This window comes from Myceligenerans pegani (assembly GCF_014892515.1).
GTDB classification, from domain to species: Bacteria; Actinomycetota; Actinomycetes; order Actinomycetales; family Cellulomonadaceae; genus Myceligenerans; species Myceligenerans pegani.
Genome location: NZ_JADBGR010000104.1, coordinates 259,329 through 280,114, shown reverse-complemented (window position 1 = coordinate 280,114; position 20,786 = coordinate 259,329). Strand labels below are relative to the sequence as shown.

23 protein-coding genes are annotated in these 20,786 nt (G+C 72.5%); 11 read left to right on the top strand and 12 right to left on the bottom strand.

The genetic code is table 11. The features are described 5' to 3' along the window. Positions 1–18 precede the first annotated feature (18 nt). Positions 19–471, top strand: a complete 453-nt coding sequence (locus IIE03_RS19250; protein WP_192864370.1) for an XRE family transcriptional regulator — start codon at positions 19–21, stop codon at positions 469–471. Further along, positions 468–839, top strand: coding sequence for a HepT-like ribonuclease domain-containing protein (locus IIE03_RS19245; RefSeq protein WP_318843071.1), 372 nt, complete (start codon positions 468–470; stop codon positions 837–839). Before IIE03_RS19250 ends, IIE03_RS19245 begins: the two co-directional genes overlap by 4 nt. 29 nt (positions 840–868) lie before the next feature. Here the strand turns inward: IIE03_RS19245 and IIE03_RS19240 are convergent, their stop codons facing one another. From IIE03_RS19240 to IIE03_RS19205, 8 genes are all read right to left on the bottom strand, one after another. Next, on the bottom strand, positions 869–1,402 hold the full coding sequence (locus IIE03_RS19240) for a PspC domain-containing protein (RefSeq protein WP_192864369.1): 534 nt from the start codon (positions 1,400–1,402) through the stop codon (positions 869–871). 1 nt (position 1,403) lies between these two features. Next, positions 1,404–1,721 carry a PadR family transcriptional regulator gene (locus IIE03_RS19235; protein ID WP_192864397.1) on the bottom strand — a complete coding sequence of 106 codons (318 nt, stop codon included), beginning with the start codon at positions 1,719–1,721 and terminating at the stop codon, positions 1,404–1,406. Between the two features lie 129 nt (positions 1,722–1,850). After that, positions 1,851–2,864 (bottom strand): zinc-binding dehydrogenase, encoded by a 1,014-nt coding sequence (locus IIE03_RS19230; protein ID WP_192864368.1) that lies wholly within the window; start codon positions 2,862–2,864, stop codon positions 1,851–1,853. 48 nt (positions 2,865–2,912) lie between these two features. Then, positions 2,913–3,392, bottom strand: a complete 480-nt coding sequence (locus IIE03_RS19225) for a MerR family transcriptional regulator (RefSeq protein ID WP_192864367.1) — start codon at positions 3,390–3,392, stop codon at positions 2,913–2,915. Between the two features lie 107 nt (positions 3,393–3,499). Then, a complete protein-coding gene (locus IIE03_RS19220) occupies positions 3,500–3,886 on the bottom strand; it encodes a Fur family transcriptional regulator (protein ID WP_192864366.1) in 387 nt (128 codons plus the stop codon). Then, positions 3,886–4,800 (bottom strand): metal ABC transporter permease, encoded by a 915-nt coding sequence (locus IIE03_RS19215; RefSeq protein ID WP_192864396.1) that lies wholly within the window; start codon positions 4,798–4,800, stop codon positions 3,886–3,888. Before IIE03_RS19215 ends, IIE03_RS19220 begins: the two co-directional genes overlap by 1 nt. Positions 4,801–4,823: 23 nt before the next feature. After that, on the bottom strand, positions 4,824–5,651 hold the full coding sequence (locus tag IIE03_RS19210) for a metal ABC transporter ATP-binding protein (protein WP_318843070.1): 828 nt from the start codon (positions 5,649–5,651) through the stop codon (positions 4,824–4,826). Then, the gene (locus tag IIE03_RS19205) at positions 5,648–6,625 is read right to left on the bottom strand and encodes a metal ABC transporter substrate-binding protein (protein ID WP_192864364.1); all 978 of its coding nucleotides are present in this window, start codon (positions 6,623–6,625) and stop codon (positions 5,648–5,650) included. Before IIE03_RS19205 ends, IIE03_RS19210 begins: the two co-directional genes overlap by 4 nt. A 161-nt stretch (positions 6,626–6,786) precedes the next feature. On the opposite strand from IIE03_RS19205, the gene IIE03_RS19200 reads away from it, so the two are divergent. The 7 genes from IIE03_RS19200 (at position 6,787) to IIE03_RS19170 (ending at position 15,430) form a co-directional block, all read left to right on the top strand. Continuing rightward, positions 6,787–8,193, top strand: coding sequence for a glycine--tRNA ligase (locus IIE03_RS19200; protein WP_192864363.1), 1,407 nt, complete (start codon positions 6,787–6,789; stop codon positions 8,191–8,193). 147 nt (positions 8,194–8,340) lie between these two features. Then, positions 8,341–9,120, top strand: coding sequence for an NPP1 family protein (locus IIE03_RS19195; RefSeq protein WP_318843069.1), 780 nt, complete (start codon positions 8,341–8,343; stop codon positions 9,118–9,120). A gap of 176 nt (positions 9,121–9,296) precedes the next feature. Then, the gene (locus tag IIE03_RS19190) at positions 9,297–10,349 is read left to right on the top strand and encodes a FecCD family ABC transporter permease (RefSeq protein ID WP_192864361.1); all 1,053 of its coding nucleotides are present in this window, start codon (positions 9,297–9,299) and stop codon (positions 10,347–10,349) included. A gap of 2 nt (positions 10,350–10,351) precedes the next feature. Then, entirely contained in the window at positions 10,352–11,464 is a 1,113-nt protein-coding gene (locus IIE03_RS19185) for a FecCD family ABC transporter permease (RefSeq protein WP_192864360.1), read from the top strand. 50 nt (positions 11,465–11,514) lie between these two features. Continuing rightward, entirely contained in the window at positions 11,515–12,339 is an 825-nt protein-coding gene (locus tag IIE03_RS19180) for an ABC transporter ATP-binding protein (RefSeq protein WP_192864395.1), read from the top strand. A 141-nt stretch (positions 12,340–12,480) separates the two neighbouring features. Further along, positions 12,481–14,241, top strand: coding sequence for an HNH endonuclease signature motif containing protein (locus IIE03_RS19175; protein WP_192864359.1), 1,761 nt, complete (start codon positions 12,481–12,483; stop codon positions 14,239–14,241). A 148-nt stretch (positions 14,242–14,389) separates the two neighbouring features. Continuing rightward, positions 14,390–15,430 carry an iron-siderophore ABC transporter substrate-binding protein gene (locus IIE03_RS19170; protein ID WP_192864358.1) on the top strand — a complete coding sequence of 347 codons (1,041 nt, stop codon included), beginning with the start codon at positions 14,390–14,392 and terminating at the stop codon, positions 15,428–15,430. A gap of 150 nt (positions 15,431–15,580) precedes the next feature. Here the strand turns inward: IIE03_RS19170 and IIE03_RS19165 are convergent, their stop codons facing one another. From IIE03_RS19165 to IIE03_RS26870, 3 genes are read right to left on the bottom strand one after another with little or no spacing between them, the layout of a single operon-like run. Continuing rightward, entirely contained in the window at positions 15,581–16,216 is a 636-nt protein-coding gene (locus IIE03_RS19165; protein WP_192864357.1) for a hypothetical protein, read from the bottom strand. A gap of 31 nt (positions 16,217–16,247) precedes the next feature. Further along, the gene (locus tag IIE03_RS19160; protein ID WP_192864356.1) at positions 16,248–16,973 is read right to left on the bottom strand and encodes a cytochrome d ubiquinol oxidase subunit II; all 726 of its coding nucleotides are present in this window, start codon (positions 16,971–16,973) and stop codon (positions 16,248–16,250) included. After that, entirely contained in the window at positions 16,970–18,454 is a 1,485-nt protein-coding gene (locus tag IIE03_RS26870; protein WP_192864355.1) for a cytochrome ubiquinol oxidase subunit I, read from the bottom strand. The genes IIE03_RS19160 and IIE03_RS26870 overlap by 4 nt, the downstream gene beginning before the upstream one ends. A gap of 155 nt (positions 18,455–18,609) precedes the next feature. Here IIE03_RS26870 and recO point away from each other — a divergent pair, with 155 nt between their 5' ends. Beyond that, on the top strand, positions 18,610–19,341 hold the full coding sequence (recO, locus tag IIE03_RS19150) for a DNA repair protein RecO (RefSeq protein ID WP_192864354.1): 732 nt from the start codon (positions 18,610–18,612) through the stop codon (positions 19,339–19,341). Continuing rightward, entirely contained in the window at positions 19,338–20,201 is an 864-nt protein-coding gene (locus IIE03_RS19145; protein WP_192864353.1) for an isoprenyl transferase, read from the top strand. The genes recO and IIE03_RS19145 overlap by 4 nt, the downstream gene beginning before the upstream one ends. A gap of 6 nt (positions 20,202–20,207) precedes the next feature. Here IIE03_RS19145 and IIE03_RS19140 read toward each other — a convergent pair whose 3' ends face one another. After that, a complete protein-coding gene (locus IIE03_RS19140; protein WP_192864352.1) occupies positions 20,208–20,774 on the bottom strand; it encodes a nucleotidyltransferase family protein in 567 nt (188 codons plus the stop codon). Between the last annotated feature and the right edge of the window lie 12 nt (positions 20,775–20,786).

The window sequence follows — 20,786 nt, the reverse complement described above, 5'->3', positions numbered from 1 at the left end:
TGAGTTATCATCGACCCCATGACCTACGCGAGCCGTGTTCGCCGACGTCGCCAGATCCTCGGACTGTCTCAGCGGGATCTCGAGCGTCGCTCGGGCGTTCGGCAACCGCTGATCGCGGCGATCGAGACCGGCGCGAGGACGCCGTCCCCCGCCACACGCGAAGCGCTCGACGCCGCGCTCGAAACGAAGCCGTCGACCGCGCTCAAGGCGTTGCACGACGAGGTGGTGGCCCGGTTCGCGGAAGTCGGCCTCCCCGCGCCGGTCGTGTTCGGCTCCGTGGCACGCCATGAGGACGACGCTCGATCCGACATCGATCTCATGGTCGCCTTCACCGACGACTACGACATCGTCGACCTCCTCGCCCTCGAAGAGGACCTCACCGAGCTCCTGACCTTCCCCGTCGACGTGATCGACGCGCGCGCCGACAGCCGCGTGGCCGAGCAGGCGCGCCGCGAAGCGGTTCCGCTGTGAACGACGACCTGACAGCCTCCGACAGGCTGCGCATCGAGCGCCGGCTCGAAGACCTGTCCGCGTTCGGTGACGACGCCGCCTACACCGTCGCTCGGGGACTCGATGCCTACCTCGATGCCTCGCCCGAGGGGCGGGTGCTCCGCAACAACGGCCGCCACATCGTGATCCAGGTCGCCACGGTCGTGGAGAAGCTCCCCGACGCGTACAAGGCCGCCCACGACGGTGTCGACTGGGTCGGCATCTCCCGCATGCGCAACCTCATCGCGCACCGCTACGACCGTGTGGACGACCGCCTCGTCTTCACCGCCCTGGCCTCGCGCATCCCCGAGCTCCTGAACCACCTCGGGCTCCGCGACGCCCAGCCGTAGGCGCAGATCGCCGGTGGCATCTCGGCGGCTCAGGTGGCCGATCGTGGGGTGTCACGCAGCCGCCGGTACTCCTCGACGGTCTCCACGCGGGGAAGGAGCAGGAGGAGTGCGAGGTAGACGAGTCCGATGAAACCTGCCGTGACCAGCATGAGGAGGACCACGACGGTGCGGACCCAGTCGAGCCGGAACTCGCCACGGGCCGCGATGCCGACGCAGATGCCGCCGAACCACTTGCCCTCCTCGATGCGGCACCAGAACGGCCCCCGGAGCGGCCGGCCGGGCGACGGATCGCCGACCGGGTGATGGCTCTGCACGGGGCCCGTCTCGACGAGCACTCGGGCCATCTGCGTGTCGTCGACCGGGCCTCCGCTCGATTCGAGGACGGCACGCAGGCGGTCGCCGAGTGTCGCTTCGAGATCGCGGATCGTCTCGTCCCCGTCGGGATCCGCGGTCAGCGCCGTGCGCGCCTCCGCGAGGTATCGCAGCAGGCGTTCGTGGGCAGCATGCGTGACCGCGAAGGCATCGGCGTGCCCGGTCAACCTCATGTGCTTCGTCGATTCCATGTCAGCGTCCGATCGTCTCGATCATGCCGGTGAGCGCGCCCCAGTAGTCGCGGAACTCCGCGAGCTGCGCTCGGCCAGAGGTGGTGAGAGTGAGGTACTTGCGCGGAGGACCTGCCGGCGACTCCTGCCACTCGTGCGCCACGAGTCCGTCCCGCCGGAGTTTGTTCAGCAACGGGTAGAGCGTCCCCTCCTGAACGGGGAAGCCCACCTCTCGCAGCGCCGCGGCGATCTCAGCGGTGTAGCGCCGCCGGAACTCGATCGAGGCCAGCACAAGCGGCTCAAGCATGCCGCGCCGCAGGGCCGCGAGCTTGCTGTCCATTTCCACGTCAGTACCTTGTCAGATCAAGATACTGATCCACAACCCCTCCGGGCATGTCGTCGACACCGGACAGGGCACAGGTCACCGGACCGGTCGGCGGACCGAGGAGCCGGCGCGGCGGTGGACCCCTCAGCGCCAGGGGTCGAGGGCCTGCTTGCCCTCGGTCTGCCCTGCTTCGAGGCGCTCCAGCACCGTCCGCCCCTCGGCGAGGGGATGGACCCGCGGAGTGCCGGGCGGGTAGACGCCCTGGGCGATGAGCGCCTCCAGCTCGACCAGCAGTGATCTGTGGACGGACGGGACCGCGGCCGCCAGCGCACCGATGTGCAGGCCCTTGACCTGGACCGGGTGGGTGAAGACCAGGTCGTGCGTGCTGAGGTGGGCATCGCCGGACGCGGCGCCGAACACGACGACGCGGCCGGTGAAGGGCTTGGTGACCGACAGGCTGACGTCGAACGTGGCCCGTCCCACGGACTCCAGGACCAGGTCGACGCCACCGCTCAGGCGCACGATCTCCGCGGCCAGGTCGGGGCGCGACCGGTCCAGTACCTCGGCGGCGCCGAGCGCCCGGACGGTGTCGTGCTTGGCGGGGGCCGCCGTGGCGATCACGCGTGCGCCGAAGTGGCGGGCGAGGCGGACCGCGGCCTGTCCGACGCCCCCGGCCGCGGCGTGGACGAGCACCACGTCACCTGCCTTCGTCTCGCCCAGCGGCTTCAGTGCCGCCAGGGCGGTCGCCCAGTTCAGGACCAGGCCGAGGGCCTCGGCGTCGGTCCAGCCGGAAGGCACGGGGAACGCCTCCGCGACCGGCATGGTCATGTACTGGGCGAAGGCGCCGAGGCCAGTGCCGACGACGTGCGTGCCGAGCGGGAGCGGATCGACGACGTCCGGGCCGTGGCCCACGATCTCGCCCGCGGCCTCGAAACCTGCGACATAGGGCGCCCGCGGGCCGCCGTCGTACGTGCCCCGCGACCGCATGACGTCGGCGAAGTTGATCCCGGCGGCGCCGACGCGGACCAGGTACTCGCCGGGCCCCGGCGTGGGCCGGGGCCGATCGGTCGTGAGGGTCAGATCCTCCGGCCCCCGGTGTGACCGCTGGACCAGCGCCCGCATCCGCCGAGGTGGGTGCACCCGCTCGTTGATCTCCATGGAGGGAACGTAGAAGCCTGACACTTGCGTCAAGGTCAAGTACGGCCATCACGCACCGTCCGGATCCCTGTCGCGCCTGCGCGCGACCGTGCCGTCGTGGTCGATCGTTGCGCTCCCACCGGCCACACGGGCGTGGTCGGGGCCGGCCGGGAGACCTCTCCGGACGGTCTCGGCCCGACGAGCCTGTCGCAGGTACGCGTCGAGGGCGGCCTGCTGCTCGCGGAGGACGGCGATGCGTGCCGCGAGGCGGTCGCGATAGCCCTCCACCTCGCGAAGGAACTCCGCACCGACCGCGCCGGTGCCGACGTCGGACCCCTCCGCCGCGTCCGGCAGGAGCTCCCGGATCAGCCGCACGGGCAGCCCGGACTCCAGCAGCGAGCGGATGACGAGCACGCGCTCGATCGTGGACCGGCAGTAGTCGCGGAACCCGTTGCCGCATCTCCCGGGGACGATCAGGCCCTCGTCCTCGTAGTGCCGCAACGACCTCGCGCTCGCGCCGCTGATCCTGGAGGCTTCGCCGATCCTCATCCTCGACGGCAACGCCGGTTCACGGAGCGATCTTCCGGCGCCCGGCGGCCGATCCCCGCGGACGACGGCGCACGGCCCGCGGACGCCCGGCGCCACCCCGCGAAGGGTCAGCCGCGGCAGTCCTTGCACGTCCCCCACAGTTCGATCGTGTGGTCGATGTCGGTGAAGTCGTGCGCGGCGCCGACCTTGGCGGCCCACGCCTCGACCGTCGGCCCGTCGATCTCGATGGTGCGGCGGCACGACCGGCACACCAGGTGGTGGTGGTGCTCCACGCGCTCGCAGCGCCGGTACAGCACCTCGCCGTCGGCGTTGCGCAGCTGATCCACCTCGTGGGCGTCGGCGAACGTCTGCAGCGTCCGGTACACCGTGGCGAGGCCCACCGAGTCGCCCCGGGCCCGCAGCACCTCGTGCAGTTGCTGGGCGGAGCGGAACTCGTCCTGCTCGTCGAGCGCCTCGGCGACGGCGGCCCGCTGCCGGGTCATACGAGTCGTCATCACGTACACACCTCCTGGTCGGTTCGCGCTCGTGGCCCCGGCGGCAGCTCGACGTCGTCGGGCAGGTCGGGGTGAGGGTCCGCGGCGGGACCGCGCCGGGCGACGAGCGGGCGCACGGCGGCAGCCACAGCGTAGACCGCGATCGCGAGCACCACGATCGTCGCCCCGGGTGACACGTCCTGGAAGTAGGTGATAGTCAGGCCGGTCACGCAGACGACGACGCCGACGACGCTGGCGGTCCCCATGGTCCGCGCGAACGAGTGCGTGAGCTGCTGGGCCACGGCGACAGGCACGATCATCAGCGCGCTGACCAGGAGCAGGCCCACCACCCGCATCGCCACGGTCACGGTGAGCGCCGAGACCACGGCCACCATCGCGTTGAGCAGCCACACCGGCAGCCCGGAGGCGACGGCGAACTCCTCGTCGTGGCTCACGGAGAACAGCGCGGCACGCAAGCCGATTCCCACGACGAGGATCAGGGCGGACAGCACCACGGTGAGCACCAGGTCGCTCCCCGACACGGTCGAGATCGAGCCGAACAGGTACTGCATGAGATTCCCGTTCGACCCGCCGGCGATCCCGATCAGGAGGACGCCGCCGGCGATGCCGCCGTAGAACATGATGGCGAGCGCGAGGTCCCCGGAGGTGCGTCCCCGCCGTCGTACCAGTTCGATCGCGAGGGCGCCGGCGACGGCGGCGACCACCGCCCCGGGCACCGCGAACGCTTCGGGCGCGACGCCGAGCGCCGCTCCGATGAGCCAGCCGAGGGCGACGCCGGTGAGGGCGATGTGCCCGATGCCGTCACCGAGCAGGGACAGGCGGCGCTGCACCAGGTAGGTGCCGACGACGGGCGCGCTGGCGCCGACGAGGAGCGCGGCCAGGAGGGCGCGCTGCATGAACGGGTCGGTCAGCATCCAGCCGAGCTCGGTGAGCAGGTTCACGACGCCACCTCCTCGGTGCTGCCGTTGACGGGGTTCTGGGTGAGCGGGGCGGGCCGGCGGGCCTCGTCGTCGTGCGGGTGCACGTGGCGGTGGCTCACCGCGTCGTGGGCGGCGCGAGGGCGCGGCGGGGCGCCGTCGTGCACGACACGGCCGTGACGGAGCACGACGGCGCGGGTCACGAGCTCGGTGAGCTCGCCGAGCTCGTGCAGGACGACGAGCACGGTGACGCCACGCCCGACGAGGCGCCGCACGCTGGCGGCGAACGCCTCCTGGCTCGGCCGGTCGACACCGGCGACGGGTTCGTCGAGGACGAGCACGTCGGGGTCGCGCACCAGGGCGCGCGCGATGAGCACGCGCTGCTGCTGCCCGCCGGACAGCACGTGCATGGCGGACGAGGCGCGGTCGGCAAGGCCGACCTCGTCCAGCGCCGTGCGCACGCGGGCGCGCCAGCCGCGCGGGAGCCACCAGCGCCGCCCGCTGAGCAGGCCCGACGCCACGACCTCGGCGGCCGTCGACGGGACGCCCGTCCGGGCCCCGGCGCGCTGCGGCACGTAGCCGATCCGCTCCCACGGCACGCGGTCGGCGTCGAGCCCGGCGCCCAGCAGCCGGACCGTCCCGTGCGACGGCGCGACGGTGCCGACGAGCGCCCTGACGAGCGTCGACTTGCCGGAGCCGTTGGCGCCGAGCAGGGCGACGGCCTCACCCTTCCGGACCGTCAGGTCGATGCCGCGCAGGATGTGGCTGGCGCCGGCGTGCACGTGCAGGCGCTCGACCTCGATGACCGGCTCGGGTCGGGTGGAGGGCTCGGTGGAGCGTTCGGTCACTCGCACACCAGCCCTTGTTCGAGGGCGGCCAGGTTGTCGCGCATGACGCTCACGTAGTCGTTCCCGGCGGCGAGGGCCTCCTCGCTCAGGCCCTCCAGCGGGTCGAGCGTGGCGGTCTCGACGCCGAGGTCGTCGGCGAGGGTCTCGGCGACCTTCGGGCTCACGAGGGTCTCGCTGTAGATGGTGGTCACGCCGGTCTCGCGGACGATGTCGCCCACCTCGCGCAGGCGCGCAGGCGACGGCTCCGTCTCCGGGTCGAAGGACGAGAGGGCCTCCTGGTGCAGCGAGTACCGCTCGGCCAGGTAGCCGAACGCGGCGTGGCTGGTCACGAGCGTCGCGCCCTCGCACGTGGCGAGCCCGTCGGCGAACTCCTGGTCGAGCTCCTCCATCTGCCGGCCGAGCTGCAGGGCCCCGGCGGCGTACTCGTCCGCGTGCTCGGGGTCGACGACGGAGAGCTCGTCGGCCACGGCCTGGCCGAGCGCGGCCATCCTGCTGGGGTCGAGCCAGAAGTGCGGGTCGGTGGCGCCGTGGTCGTGCTCGTCCTCGGCGTGCTCGTCGTCCGCGTGCTCGTCCTCGGTGTGCTCGTCCTCCGCGTGGCCGTCCTCCTCGGCGGGGGTCAGGTCCGCGAACGCGGCGGCGTCGACGACGTGCTCCGGCGCCCGCGTCTCGACACCCTCGTCGACGGCGGGCTGCATGCCGGACAGGTACACGACGAGATCGGCCTCGCCGATCTCGCGCGCCTGAGCCGGCGCGAGCTCGAGGTCGTGCGGCTCGGCCGCCGGCGGCGTGAGGTTGTCCACCGTCACGAGATCGCCGCCGACCTGCTGCGCGGCGTACTGGAGCGGGTAGAAGGAGGCGAGCACCGTCACGCCGTCGGACCCGGAGTCCCCGGAACTGCCCGCGGCGGAGCATCCGGTGGCGAGGAGGGACGTCGCCGCCAGGGCGACGGGCACGGCGAGGAGTCGGCGATTCATGAGAACGATTCTCACGCTTGGTCAGAACGGAAGTCAAACTCCGCCGGCCGGAGGGTACCCCCTGTGGAATACGCCGGGGGCCGGAGGCCCGTGGCGGGTAGGCTGGAGCCCGTCATTCCAGCCGCTCCGCGGCGACCAATTCCACCTGGAGAGATACCCCCGTGTCCGACAAGTCATCGCGCTCCGCGCAGACCGCCAAACTCGACGCCGTCATCTCGCTCGCCAAGAAGCGAGGTTTCGTCTTCCAGTCGGCGGAGATCTACGGCGGAACGCGATCGGCGTGGGACTACGGGCCGCTCGGCGTGGAGCTCAAGGACAACATCAAGCGCCAGTGGTGGCGCTCGATGGTGACCAGCCGGAGCGACGTCGTGGGCCTGGACTCGGCGGTCATCCTGCCCCGCCCCGTGTGGGTGGCCTCCGGCCACGTCGGCGCCTTCAACGACCCGCTGACGGAGTGCCTGAACTGTCACAAGCGGTTCCGCGAGGACCACATGATCGAGGAGTTCGAGGAGAAGAAGGGCCGCGCCCCGGAGGGCGGCCTCGCCGAGATCGCCTGCCCCAGTTGCGGCACCCGCGGCCGGTGGACCGAGCCGCGCGACTTCAACATGATGCTGAAGACGTACCTCGGTCCGGTCGAGGACGAGTCCGGCCTGCACTACCTGCGGCCCGAGACCGCGCAGGGCATCTTCGTGAACTTCGCCAACGTCGCGCAGTCCGCCCGGATGAGGCCCCCGTTCGGCATCGGCCAGATCGGCAAGTCGTTCCGCAACGAGATCACGCCCGGGAACTTCATCTTCCGCACGCGCGAGTTCGAGCAGATGGAGATGGAGTTCTTCGTCACGCCCGGCGAGGACGAGACCTGGCACCAGTACTGGATCGACTACCGCACCGACTGGTACACGGACCTGGGCATCTCGCGTGAGAACCTCCGCCACTACGAGCACCCCAAGGACAAGCTGTCCCACTACTCGACGCGCACGGTCGACATCGAGTACCGGTTCGGCTTCACCGGCAGCGAGTGGGGCGAGCTCGAGGGCATCGCGAACCGCACGGACTTCGACCTGAAGACCCACGCGGAGCACTCGGGCAAGGACCTGCAGTACCGCGACCCGGCGACGAACGAGAAGTACTACCCGTACGTCATCGAGCCCGCCGCGGGTCTGACCCGGTCGCTCATGGCCTTCCTCGTCGAGGCGTACGACGAGGACGAGGCGCCGAACACCAAGGGCGGGGTCGACAAGCGCACCGTGCTGCGGCTCGACCCACGCCTGGCGCCGGTCAAGGTCGCGGTGCTGCCGCTGTCCAAGTCCGCGGAGCTGCTCCCCACGGCCGAGAAGATCGCCGACGAGCTGCGCCGGTACTGGAACATCGACTACGACGTGACGCAGGCGATCGGCAAGCGCTACCGCCGCCAGGACGAGATCGGCACCCCGCTGGCCGTCACCGTCGACTTCGACACGCTCGAGGACCAGGCGGTCACGGTGCGCCACCGCGACTCCATGGAGCAGGAGCGCATCGCGATCGACCAGCTCGTCACCTACCTGGCGGGCCACCTGCCGGGCGTCTGATCCGGCGGCGTCATCGCGCCGGCACCAGATGGCCGCCTTCCGGTAACTCGCACGACGCCGTCGACTGCAAATGTCGGCACGCCTGGCAAGAAATGCCCCGGCACACCGCGTGAGCGAATCGGAGAACCAGCGCCTATGTCTGCTGCCGTGAAGTCGAGAACGTCACCCCGCGCGGTCAGGGCCCTCGTGGCCCTGGCCGGCGCGATCGCCCTGATCCTCAGCCTGCCGAACGTCGCCTCGGCCGCCGTGCTGGATCCGCTGCCCCCGAACCACACCTCGTTCCAGCGGACGTTCCAGCCGTACTTCGACTACGACGGCGACGGCTGCCTGCCCGTCGCGGCCATCGACGACGCCGGCCGGCTCAACGGCGGCCTCAAGGACACCGGGCCGGTCACCGGCGAGTGCCGTAGCGGCCACCTCGGCAAGGCCAACACGTACTCGAGAGCCACGTGCAACAACGGCTGGTGCGCGATCGCCTACTCCCTGTACTTCGAGAAGGACATGAGCTGCGACGGCTGCACCGCCACGTCGCACCGACACGACTGGGAGGGTGTCGTCGTCTGGGTACCGGAGGGTTCGGGAACGCCCTCCTACGTGTCGGTGTCCCGCCACGGCCAGTACGAGACCAAGCGGTGGAGCGACATCTCGGAGAAGGTCGGCCCCCGCGTCAAGGCCGTCTATCACAAGGACGGCATCAGCACCCACGTCATGCGTTTCGCCAAGCAGGGCGAGCAGGCGGAGGCGTGGGGCGACGGCGGCTGGGACGAGCCCGCGCTCGTCAGCTGGTCGAGGCTCCGGAGTGACCTGCGGGACACGCTGAACAGGTCGTCGTGGGGCGACGCCAACTTCCCGTTGCAGGACGGCAGGTTCCCGGTCGAGCTGAGCAGGGCCAAGCCGTCCGGCATCCCGTTCGACCCCCACGCCTGACGGGTTCCGGCAGACAACCGCCGTCGGGTCGGCTCTGGCCCGACGGCGGCCTCGCCGTGGACCGATGGTCGTCAGCCTCGGCATGAGCCTCACCTCCGGTGGTCCACGCCGGACGCCCCTGGTCGCCGTGCGAGACGCCCGTCGGAGCACTCCCTGTGCTGTGCCAGACTTAGGCAATGCTTACCTCACCCTCGGTGGCTCCGGCCCGTGAGGTGACCCGCACCCCCGATCGAGCACGCCGCAGGACGCTGGTCCTGCTCGGCCTGGTCGCGGCCCTCGCCGCGACCGTCCTGGCGAGCCTCGCCCTCGGCGTCCGCGACATCGACCCCGCGGTCGTGTGGGACGCCTTGACCGGCTGGGCCACCGGCGCACCGCTCCCCGACGACCAGGACCACCGCGTCGTCGTCGAGCAGCGCCTGCCACGCACCGTCGTCGGCATGGCGGCGGGCGCGGCCCTCGCCCTGGCCGGAACCCTCGTCCAGGGCGTCACGCGCAACCCCATCGCGGACCCCGGGCTGCTGGGCCTGAACGCCGGGGCCAGCCTGGCGATCGTGATCTCCAGCGTCATCCTCGGCGTCTCGTCGCCCCTGGGCTTCATCTGGTTCGCGTTCGCGGGCGCCGCCGCGGCGGCCCTGCTCGTGTTCTCGATCGGCGCCGGCCGCCCCGTGCGGCTCGCGCTGGTCGGCGCGACCGTGACCGCACTGCTCACACCGCTGATCACGATCACGCTGATCCAGAGCTCGACGGCGTTCAACCTCTACCGGACCTGGGCGGTCGGGTCGCTCGCCGGAGTCCGCTCCGCGGCGCTGGCCGACCTGTGGCCGTTCCTCGTCGCCGGAGCCGTCCTCACCGCCGCGATGGCGCACCGCATGAACATGCTCGCGCTCGGCGACGACGTCGCCACCGCCCTCGGCCAGCGGGTCGGCACCACGCGGGTGCTCTCCGGGATCGCGATCGTCATGCTCTCGGGCACGGCGACGGCCCTGGTCGGCCCGATCGCGCTGATCGGCCTCGCCGTCCCGCACGCCGCCCGGCGCCTGGTCGGTACGGACTACCGCTGGATCACCGCCGTGGCCTTCCTCCTCGGGCCGGTGGTGCTGCTGGTCGCCGACGTCGTGGGGCGCGTCGTCATGCCCCATTCCGAGCTGGAGGCGGGTGTCGTCGCCGCCGCGATCGGCGCACCCGTCCTCATCGCCGTCGCGCGCAGCCGTTCCCTGGCGGGGGTGTGACGATGACCCCCTCCCCCACGAACACCCTGCCCACCGCGCCGAACGCGCCCCACGGTGTGACCGGCGACGCTGCCGACGACGGGACCGACGGCCTCCGCCACGCCATCGGACGCCTGCGCACCGCCCGGCGGCGCCGCCTCGGATTCGTCCTCGGTACCTGCGTCGCGGCGCTGGCCGTGCTCGGCACGCTCGGCCTGATGCTCGGCGACTCCACCATCGCCCCCGGGAACGCCCTGCTCGCCGCGTTCGGCGCGGGCGACGGCGGCGATCTGTTCATCGTCCAGCAGCTGCGCCTGCCACGTGTCGTCGCGGCGATCGTCGTCGGCGCGATGTTCGGACTGGCCGGGGCGCTGTTCCAGTCGACGCTGCGCAACCCGCTCGCCTCCCCCGACATCCTCGGCATCGCCGCCGGGGCGAGCCTCGGCGCGGTCAGCGGACTGCTGACGTTCGGCCTCGCCGGGGTCGCGGTGGCGGCGTCGGCCTTCGGCGGCGGGCTCGCCGTCGCCCTGGCCATCTGGTTCTTCGCCTGGCGCCGCGGCCTGCACTCGATCCGGTTCGTGCTGGTCGGCGTCGGGTTCGCGTACCTGTGCCAGGCGTTCATGACGTGGCTGCTCGCCCGGGCCGACGAGCGCGAGGCCGCCTCCGCGCTGCTGTGGACCGTGGGCTCCGTGGCCGACGTCCGAGGCGACGACCTCGGCATCCTCGCCGGCGGCGCCCTCGTGCTCATGGCGGGGGGTGCGGCCGTCGCCCGCACGCAGCGCCCGCTCGCGCTCGGCGACGACAACGCCCGCGCCCTCGGCGTCCACGTGGACGCGGCGCGCGTGGGCACGCTGCTGCTCGCCGTCGGACTCGTGGCGCTGGCCACGTCGTTCGCCGGGCCCGTCGCGTTCGTCGCCCTGGTCGCGCCGGCGATCGCCCGGCGCCTCCTGTCCGACGGCAGCCCGGCCCTGGTGGCGTCCACCGCGGTCGGGGCCCTGCTGGTCCTGGCAGCGGACCTCATCGGCAACCACCAGGTGTTCGGCGTGGCCGCGCCCGTCGGAATCGTGACCGGCCTGGTCGGCGCCCCGTACCTGCTGTGGCTGCTGGCCACGAACGAGAGAAAGGAACGCCCGTGACCGCGCGCCCCGAACCCGCCGAGGTCCGCACGGAGGACGCCCTGGCGCCGGTGGGCGTCGTCGGCCCGACGCCCGGCGCGAGTCCCACCCTCCGCGCCGAGGGCGTCGTCCTCGGGTACGACGGCCGCACCGTCATCGACGGACTCGACCTGGCCCTCCCGGCGGGGAGAATCACCGCGATCGTCGGACCCAACGCCTGCGGCAAGTCGACGCTCCTGCGCGGCATGGCGCGCCTGCACCCGCTGTCGGGCGGGAGGGTCCTGCTCGGGGACCGCGACGTGTCGGCGATGTCGCGCCGCGAGCTCGCGCGGTCGGTCGGGATGCTGCCGCAGTCGTCGATCGCGCCCGACGGCGTCCGCGTCGCCGAGCTCGTCGCACGCGGCCGGTACCCGCACCAGGGCTGGTTCGGGCGCCACTCGTCCGACGACGACGCCGTGGTCGCCTCCGCGCTCGCCGCGACGGGGGTCGCGGACCTGGCCGACCGCCCGGTCCAGGACCTGTCCGGCGGCCAGCGCCAGCGCGTCTGGATCGCGATGGTGCTGGCGCAGCAGACCGGCATCGTGCTGCTCGACGAGCCGACGACGTTCCTCGACGTGCGCCACCAGCTCGACCTGCTCGACCTGCTCACCTCCCTGAACCGGGAGCGCGGCACGACGGTCGCCATGGTGCTCCACGAGCTGAACCTCGCCGCCCGGTACGCGGATCACCTGGTGGTGATGAACTCCGGGCGGATCGTCGCCGAGGGTGACCCCGGCGAGGTGCTGACCAGCGACGTCGTCCACGGCGCGTTCGACCTGGCGTCCGACGTCGTCCCGGACCCGGTCTCCGGCACGCCGTTGGTAGTGCCCCGCGGACGGTTCCACGTCGCGGGCTGACACGGCCGTAGGGCGCGTCACGACGGTTGTCCACAGATTCTGCTGCGCGGTGGCGACAAGCACCCCACGACCATAGGATCGAACACGTGAGCGATCGGCGGCGGACCAGCCGTCGCCCGTGTTCGGAAAGGGGGTGCGCCCATGCAGGGTCCGATGTTCGACGACGCGGAGCTCGTGGACGAGTTCGGAGTGCCCGTTCCCGCTCCGGACCACACGGCCCGCGAGCTCGCCGCGATCCTGGCGACGAACCCGCTGAACGATCCTACGTTCGCCGCCGAGCTCGCGGCGCGGGACGCCGGTCCCGACGGTCTCCCCGGAGAGGTCGTGAACCCCGCCGACCTGCTGCTGGGCGACGTGGCAGGGCTGGCGCCCGATGCGGCGCTCGCCGGTGCCTTGCGCGATCTGACACGGACTCCGGAGCACCTGGACACGGTGAGCGACAGCGAGCTGCGCGGCGTCGTAGCGGGGTGGGAGCGGCTGATCTCCTGGGCACGTGCCGGCCAGGCCCGGGTGGCGCGCGAACTCATGGCGCGCACCGACGGACCGCTCGGAAGGGACTCGGTGGCCGGCGAGATCGCCGGCGAACTGCGCGTCACGACCGGCGAGGCATGGGGGATCGCGATGCGCGGCGAGGGGACCGGCCTGTACCCGGATCTGGAAGGGGCCCTGTCGGCGGGGCGCATCGACGCGAGGAAGGCAGACACCTTCCTCCGTGCGGGCGCTGATCTGACCACCGAGGAGCGGCGCGAGGCGATCACCGAGTTGCTTCCCGACGCACCCGAGCACACCTGGAAGTGGATCAGCGAGCGGATGAATGCCTGGGCGGCACGCCTGCACGGGAAGAAGGCCCGTCGGCGTCAGGTCGTCGACCGCAGCGACGTGTGGGCCGAGTCGGCCGGGCCCGGCGTGGGTCGCATCATCGCGGACCTGCCGGTCGCCGACGCCGCCCAGGCGTTCAACACCGTCCAGGGTGCAGCGAAGGCGCTCAAGGACGCCCCCGGAGAGACGCGCCCCCTGGGCGCACTGCGCGCCGCGGCGTTCGCGGCGCTGATCACCGGTCGTGTCGTCCTGGCCTGTCCTGACGGCGACGGCGAGAACGGCAGCGACGAGGGCGACGCCACCGAGGAACTGCCCGGACTGGTGGCGCCCGTGCTCGACACGGACCTGGTCCCGGTCCCCGAGGATCCCCCGGGCATCCACCTGACCGCTCCTGCACCTGAACCGGGGACCACCGACCCAGCCCACCCGGCCGGCACCCGGATACGGGTCGTCGACGTGCCCGCCACCGTCCACGTGACCGTGCCGGCCACCATGCTGCTGGATCCGGACGATCTGACGCCCGGCAACCTGGAAGGCATCGGCCCCATCCCGGCCGATGCCGCCGCACGCATCGCCGCGGACGGCACGTGGCGGCGCCTTCTGACCGATCCCGCCTCCGGCGTCCTCACCGACTACTCGACCCGCGCATACACCCCCGGCGCCACTCTGCGCGCCGCGGTCACCGCACGCGACGAGACCTGCACGTTCCCCGGATGCCACCGGCCCGCGCGCTCCGGCGGCAGAACGACGGTCGACCTGGACCACATCCAGCCCTTCGACCCCGACCACCCCGACAGGCCTGGCACGCCGGGACAGACCCGTGCGGCCAACCTTCACGCCTTGTGCCGCAAGCACCACAACCTCAAGACGCACGGCGGCTGGCACGTCACCCGTGACCCCGGCACCGGGGTCACCCGCTGGACCGCGCCCACCGGAGCCAGGACGGACGTTCGGCCCACCATCACCGACCCCGCCATCCGCTACGCACTGACGCGCGGCATGACCCTCGCCGCGCCGCCGGCACCACCGACGGCGGATGGGCCGACACCGACGACACCGGACACGGGCGCGCCGCCCTTCTGATCCCGAGCGGCACGCGCAGCGGTGCGACAGACGCCACACCGCGCGGGGAATTTCGTGATGCGGACGTGACGTAATAGGCCAGTAGATGAGGTTAGGCTCGCCTCACATGCGCCTGACGTCGTCGGGCCCGGAACCACAAGGAGGACCCGTGCGAGTACGCCGCACCCTCACCGCAGCGGCCGGCCTGCTGGCCGCGTCCGCCCTCGCCCTGGCCGGCTGCGCGTCGCCGGCCCCCGAGGACGACGCCGCGCCCGCGGCCGAGGAGACCGCCGACCAGTTCCCGATCACGATCGAGCACGCCCTCGGCACCACGACGATCGAGGAGGCGCCCACGCGCGTCGCCACGTGGGGCTGGGGCTCCACCGAGGCCGCGATCGCGTCGGGTGTCTTCCCGGTCGCGGTCGCCGAGCAGGTCTGGACGGTCGGTGAGGACGCGCTGCTGCCGTGGGTCGAGACCGCGTACGAGGAGGCGGGTGAGGAGCTGCCCGTCATCCTCGACGACTCGGCCGCCGGTGAGGAGGTGCCGTACGAGCAGTTCGCCGAGGTCGACCCGGACCTGATCATCGCCACCTACTCCGGCCTCACCGAGGAGCAGTACGAGCTGCTCGAGGAGATCGCGCCGGTCGTCGCCTACCCCGAGGCACCGTGGACCACGCCCTGGGACGACAACATCACGCTGACGGCTCAGGCCCTCGGCCGCAGCGAGGCGGGCGAGGAGGTGCTCACCGCGTTCGAGGACTACGCGGCCGGGATCGCCGCCGAGCACCCGGAGTTCGAGGGCAAGACCATCGCGGCGATCGTGGACGACCCGCAGAACGGCCAGATCTTCGTGTACAACTCGTCGGACCCTCGCGCCGGGTTCCTCGAGAAGCTCGGCTTCACCACTGCCCCGGCCGTCGACGAGCTCGACCCGACGGGCGGTGAGGACTTCTTCTACACCCTCTCCTACGAGGAGCTCGACAAGCTCGAGTCCGACGTCGTCGTGGCGTACACGTACACCGAGGAGCAGGCCGAGGCCCTCCCGGACAGCAAGGAGCTCGGCGCCCTGCCCGCGCTGCAGAACGGCATGGTGGCGCAGGTGGTCGGGACGGTCAACGTGTCCTCCGTGTCGCCGCCCACCGCCCTGTCCTACGACTGGCCGGAGGGCGTCCCGGCCCTGGCCGAGGACCTGGGCGAGCTCCTGGGCTGATCAGGCCGAGTCTGCCGAACCGCCCGAGGGCCGCCGCCCAGGTACTGAACCTGGCCGGCGGCCCTCACCATCGCTCGGCACCCTCGGTCTCCACCAGATCCTGCGACCGGTGGGGCCAGCTGCCTCGTGCCCCTGAACGGATACTTTCCGTCACCGCTCGACGAAGCGGGTGCCGTCCGGGGTGAGCTCCGGTTCCCAGACCACGCGGTGGATGACCCACCGCTCCAGGACGCCGCGCACCGCCATCGCCACCGCGCCCCACACGGCGAACAGGAGCAGCGCCGTGAGCCAGTTGCTCCCCAGCGTGCCGAAGCCGATCACCGCCAGCAGCGGGAGCGCCAGGCCCACGCCGAGCAGCACCGGGAAGATGTGCACGCCCACCCACTGCAGCGCGGACAGCGGCTCGAAGCGCCGCTCGGCGACGACGCCGCGGTAGTCGAGGACCTGCACCACGTGGTCCGCGCGCCACTTCGGCACGTGCCGCGCCACCGTCCATTGCGCGTCGCGCGCCTCCAGGTGCTCGATCTGCGCGGGCAGCCAGATCCCGAGCATCTGGTGCACCTCGGCCGGGGTCATGTACCCGCGGTCGAGGATCGTGACGGAGTGCCACGGCGGCTGCTTCATGTAGGTGGGGCCGGGGATCGCGAGCGACACCAGGAAGAGCACCGATCCGCCCACGCCGAGCAGCCAGGTCAGGGCATCGGGGACCCAGGCGATGATCAGGAAGGTCAGGCTGACGGCGCCCGCGCCCAGGAGCGCGCAGAGGATGCGGTTCTTGGTGGTCATGGTGCTTCGATCCTATCGAAATCGGGCACGGTCAGAAGAAGATCACGTCCCGTGGACCGAGCGGGCGGGCCAGGAGCCGCCACGCGAACCACTGCGCGATCCCGAGGACCGGCAGCAGCGCCGCCACCACCCCGCCGAGCGCCGCGGACGGGCCGTTCACCGCGGTGCCGGTCATGAGGTGGGGCCACGCCACGACCGCCGTCACGAGCACGGGCGTCGCCACCAGGGCCGACGTCGTCCACCACCCGAACCGGGACGGCTCGCCGAGGCGGCGCGCGACGAGCGCCGCCCCGTGCAGGCGCGTGGCGGCGACGCTCCAGGCCGCGAGCACGACGACGGCGACCGCGCTGCCCCAGGCCGTTCCGAGCAGGGCGCCCCAGGCCGCCGGGAGCAGTGTCGACGCCGCCGCGAGCAACCAGTCCCAGGTCGCGCGCCAGGCGTGGCCCTCGCGACGGGAACGGAGCCAGAGGGCGGCGTCGCGCAGTGCCCACGACGCGATCAGCGCGATCGCGGCCGCGTAGCCCGCGTGCAGGAGCTCCGCCTCCGCGTGCGGGAACGCGCCGATCAGCACGCCCGCCCCCGCGACGAGCCACACCTCGCCGGGCAGCAGCAGCGGGCCGACGGCGGCGAGGCGCACCCGGCGGGCTGCGTCCCCCCGCGCACCGAGGTTGGTGGCGGCGGCCCCCTGGACGGCGCCGTCGAGCACGGACCAACCCGTGAGCAGGACGATCAGCAGGATTCCCCAGGCGGCGGTCATCGAGCACCCTCCGGTGTGGTCGGATCGGTCGGAGCAGGGCGCACGGCCGGCCCGGAGGACTGGGCAAGCTCGGGGGACGGGCCGACGCCGGAGGGCCGGGTCGCGCCGGACGGCGCGGCGACGGCGGAGGACGAGCCGGGTCCGGCCGGAGGACCGACGCCGGCGGGCGCGTCCGCGAAGCGGAGCAGGTCCGCGTCGGGATCGCCGTCCGTCTCGGCGCCCAGCACCTCGTCCGGCGGGGCACCCAGGACGAGCCGGTCCCCGCCGCGGCCGGCGAGCTTCGCGAGGACGGACCAGTCGACGACCGCGAGCGTCACCATGAGCCCGACCAGCACGAGCAGCGACGCGAGCACCGCTCCGGCGGGCTGGTCGCTCACGGCCTCGTCGGTCCGCAGCACGCCCGCGACGACCCAGGGCTGCCGGCTGAGCTCACGGGTGAGCCAGCCGGAGACGGCCGTGACGAACGGCACGGGCAGGAGGGCGATCAGGATGCCGTAGAGCGCGTTCCGCACGCCCCGGCGCATGCGGAAGATGCCGTTGCCGATCAGCATCAGGAGCAGCACGATGCCGACGAGGACGACGAGGTTCGCGACGGTGTCCATGAGCCCGAGCCCCATCGCCGCCACGATGTCGAGCGGTCCGTCGACGTCGCCGCCCGACGGGCCCGGGTCGTCGAGCCTCGTGATGTACGCGAACTGGCCGTACCCGAAACCGGTCGCGAGGAGGGCGCCGATCGAACCGGTGACGATCCCGGTGCGCATGGAACGGCGCCACAGGTCCTCGTCGATGTCCGCCGGCTGCCGCCCGCCCCACGGCCCGCCGGCGCCCCCTCCGCGCCGCAGGTGCCATGCGCCGACCGCGACCAGCAGGAACCCGCCCGCCATCAGGCAGGCTCCGACCACATGGAATCCCGACAGCACCGCCGCCGGGTTGAGGACCAGGGCGAGCGGGTCGCTGATGGTGGCGACGGGGCCGTCGGGCGTGTCGACCAGCTCGTGGCCGACGGGGTTGCGGAGGAAGCCGTTGGCGATCATCACGGTGAACGCCGAGACGTAGCCGGTGGCCACCACGCCCCAGAAGATCAGGGCGTGCGCGCGGCGCGGGATCACGTGCCACCCGAACACCCACAGCCCGAGCAGCGTGGACTCCAGGAAGAACGCGCCCAGCGTCTCGATCGCCAGCGGCGCGCCGAAGACCTCCCCGGCGACGTCGAGCAGCCCGGGGAAGTGCAGCCCGAACTGCAGTTCCAGCACGATCCCGGCCGCGATGCCGAGGGCGTAGTTCACCAGGTAGAGCTGGCCCCAGAACCGGGTGGCACGCTCCAGGACCGGCGCCTGCCACAGGCCGCGGCGCTCGGCCCGGGCCCAGCGGCTGCTGAACACGGCGACGACCGGGCCGAGCCCGAGTGTCACCAGTACGAAGAGGAAGTGGACGGCCGCCAGGAGCGCGAACTCGAGGCGGGCGAGATCTGCGGCACTCACCCTTCAAATGTAGCGACGCTACATATACGGCCGGACGGATCTCGCGGGATCTCAGGGCAGGTTCAGGGTTCTCCCGGACGGTGATGTCGACGACGGTCGACGCCGGCCGCCGCGCGCCGTCAGCCGCTGTCAGCCACACCTGGGACACTGGTCCCGTGCCCCTGTACCGAGACGACGCGATCGTGCTGCGCACCCAGAAGCTGGGCGAGGCGGACCGGATCGTCACGTTCCTGACCCGCGAGCGGGGCAAGGTGCGTGCCGTCGGGCGGGGGGTACGCCGGACGTCGTCCCGGTTCGGGGCGCGGCTGGAGCCGTTCATGGCCGTGGACGTGCAGTTCCACACGGGCCGCACGCTCGACACCGTGACGCAGGCCGAGACCGTCGGCGCCTATGCGCGGCGGATCTGCGAGGACTACGAGCTCTACACGGCGGGCACCGCGATGCTGGAGGCTGCCGACCGGCTGGTGGACCAGGAGCACGAGCCGGCCGTGCAGCAGTACTGGCTGCTGGCGGGCGGGCTGCGTGCGCTGGCGGAGCGGCAGCACGCGGCCGGGCTGGTGCTCGACTCCTATCTGCTGCGGGCGCTGGCCGTGGCGGGCTGGGCGCTGTCGGCGGTCGACTGCGCGCGCTGCGGCGAGCCCGGTCCGCACACGGCGTTCAACGTGGCGCAGGGCGGCGCGGTGTGCCCGCGCTGCCGGCCGCCCGGGTCGCCGTCGCCCGCTCCCGAGACGTTCGCCCTGCTGGCGGCGCTGCTGTCCGGCGACTGGGAGACAGCGGACGCGTCCGCGGCGCGGCACCGGAGCGAGGCGAGCGGCCTGGTCGCCGCGTACGGCCAGTACTACCTGGAGAGGACACTGAGATCGTTGAGGATGGTCGAGCGCTCATGATCGATGCCGACGAGAGCCGGGGGCGCCGGCCCGAGGCGGACACGCGGCAGGCGAACCCGGGAAGCACCCCCGCACGGGAAGGCCGGTTCGCGGACCCGTATCCGCACCCGTCCGGGGCCCGGGCGCCGCAGATCCCCCGCGAGTTCCTGCCCCGGCACGTCGCCGTCGTGATGGACGGCAACGGCCGCTGGGCGAACGCCCGCGGGTTGCCGCGCACGGAGGGGCACCGGGCCGGGGAGGCGTCGCTGCTCGACGTCGTCGCCGGCGCCGTCGAGCTCGGGATCGAGCACATCTCGGCGTACGCGTTCTCGACGGAGAACTGGAAGCGCTCGCCCTCCGAGGTCGCGTTCATCATGCGGTTCACCAAGGAGGTGATGGATCGCCAGCTGGAGACGATGGCGTCCTGGGGCGTGCGGATCCGCTGGTCGGGGCGGCGGCCCAAGCTGTGGAACTCGGTGATCAAGGTGCTGGAGCGGTGCGAGGAGGAGACGCGCGACAACGACCGCTGCACCCTGACGATGTGCGTGAACTACGGCGGGCGCGCGGAGGTGGCCGACGCCGCGGCGTCCATCGCCCGGGAGGTGGCCGCCGGCCGGCTGGACCCGCGCAGGATCACCGAGAAGACGGTCCAGCAGCATCTGTACGTGCCGGACGCGCCCGACGTCGACCTGTTCCTGCGCTCCTCGGGCGAGCAGCGGACCAGCAACTTCATGCTCTGGCAGGCGGCCTACGCGGAGATGATCTACCTGCCGGAGCCGTGGCCGGACGTCGACCGCCGCCACCTCTGGCGTGCCGTCGAGGAGTACGCGCGCCGCGACCGCCGCTACGGCGGGGCGATCGACGCGGTCAAGCCCGCGTAGCGCTCTTCAGCGCCGGTCCACGTCGCCACCGCCGCCCAGGTCCGTGCAATCGACCTCGGTGGCGCCGTGCTCCCGCAGGTAGCCGGACGCGCCGCGGTCTCCCGTGGCGGTGCTCGCGACCGCTTCCCAGTGGTGCCGTCCCAGCACGACGGGATGCCCCGGACGCCCGGCGTGGACCGCGCGGCGCAGGGTGTCCGCGCCCACCGCGCCGTCGTCGGGCCCGAGCATCCGGCGGACCGCCGCGGGCGGGAGGTGCGGCAGGTCGACGAGGGTGATCACCGCGACGTCGGCGCTGGTCCCGGCGGCCGCCGCCAGGCCGGCCCGGAGCGACGCGGACGCGCCGCCCGCCCAGTCGGGGACGACGGCGGTCGTGGCCCAGCCCGGCACCAGCGGCCCGGCCGTGTCCGCGCCGGCGCCGAGGGTGACGATCACGTCCTTGCACCCGCCGTCGAGCAGGGTGCGGCAGGCGATCTCGACCCAGGGCGTCCCGTCGTCGGCCCGGGCGAGCGCCTTGGGCCCGCCGAACCGGGTCCCGGCCCCGGCGGCCAGCACGATTCCCACCGCGTTCACCATGGTGCCCACGCT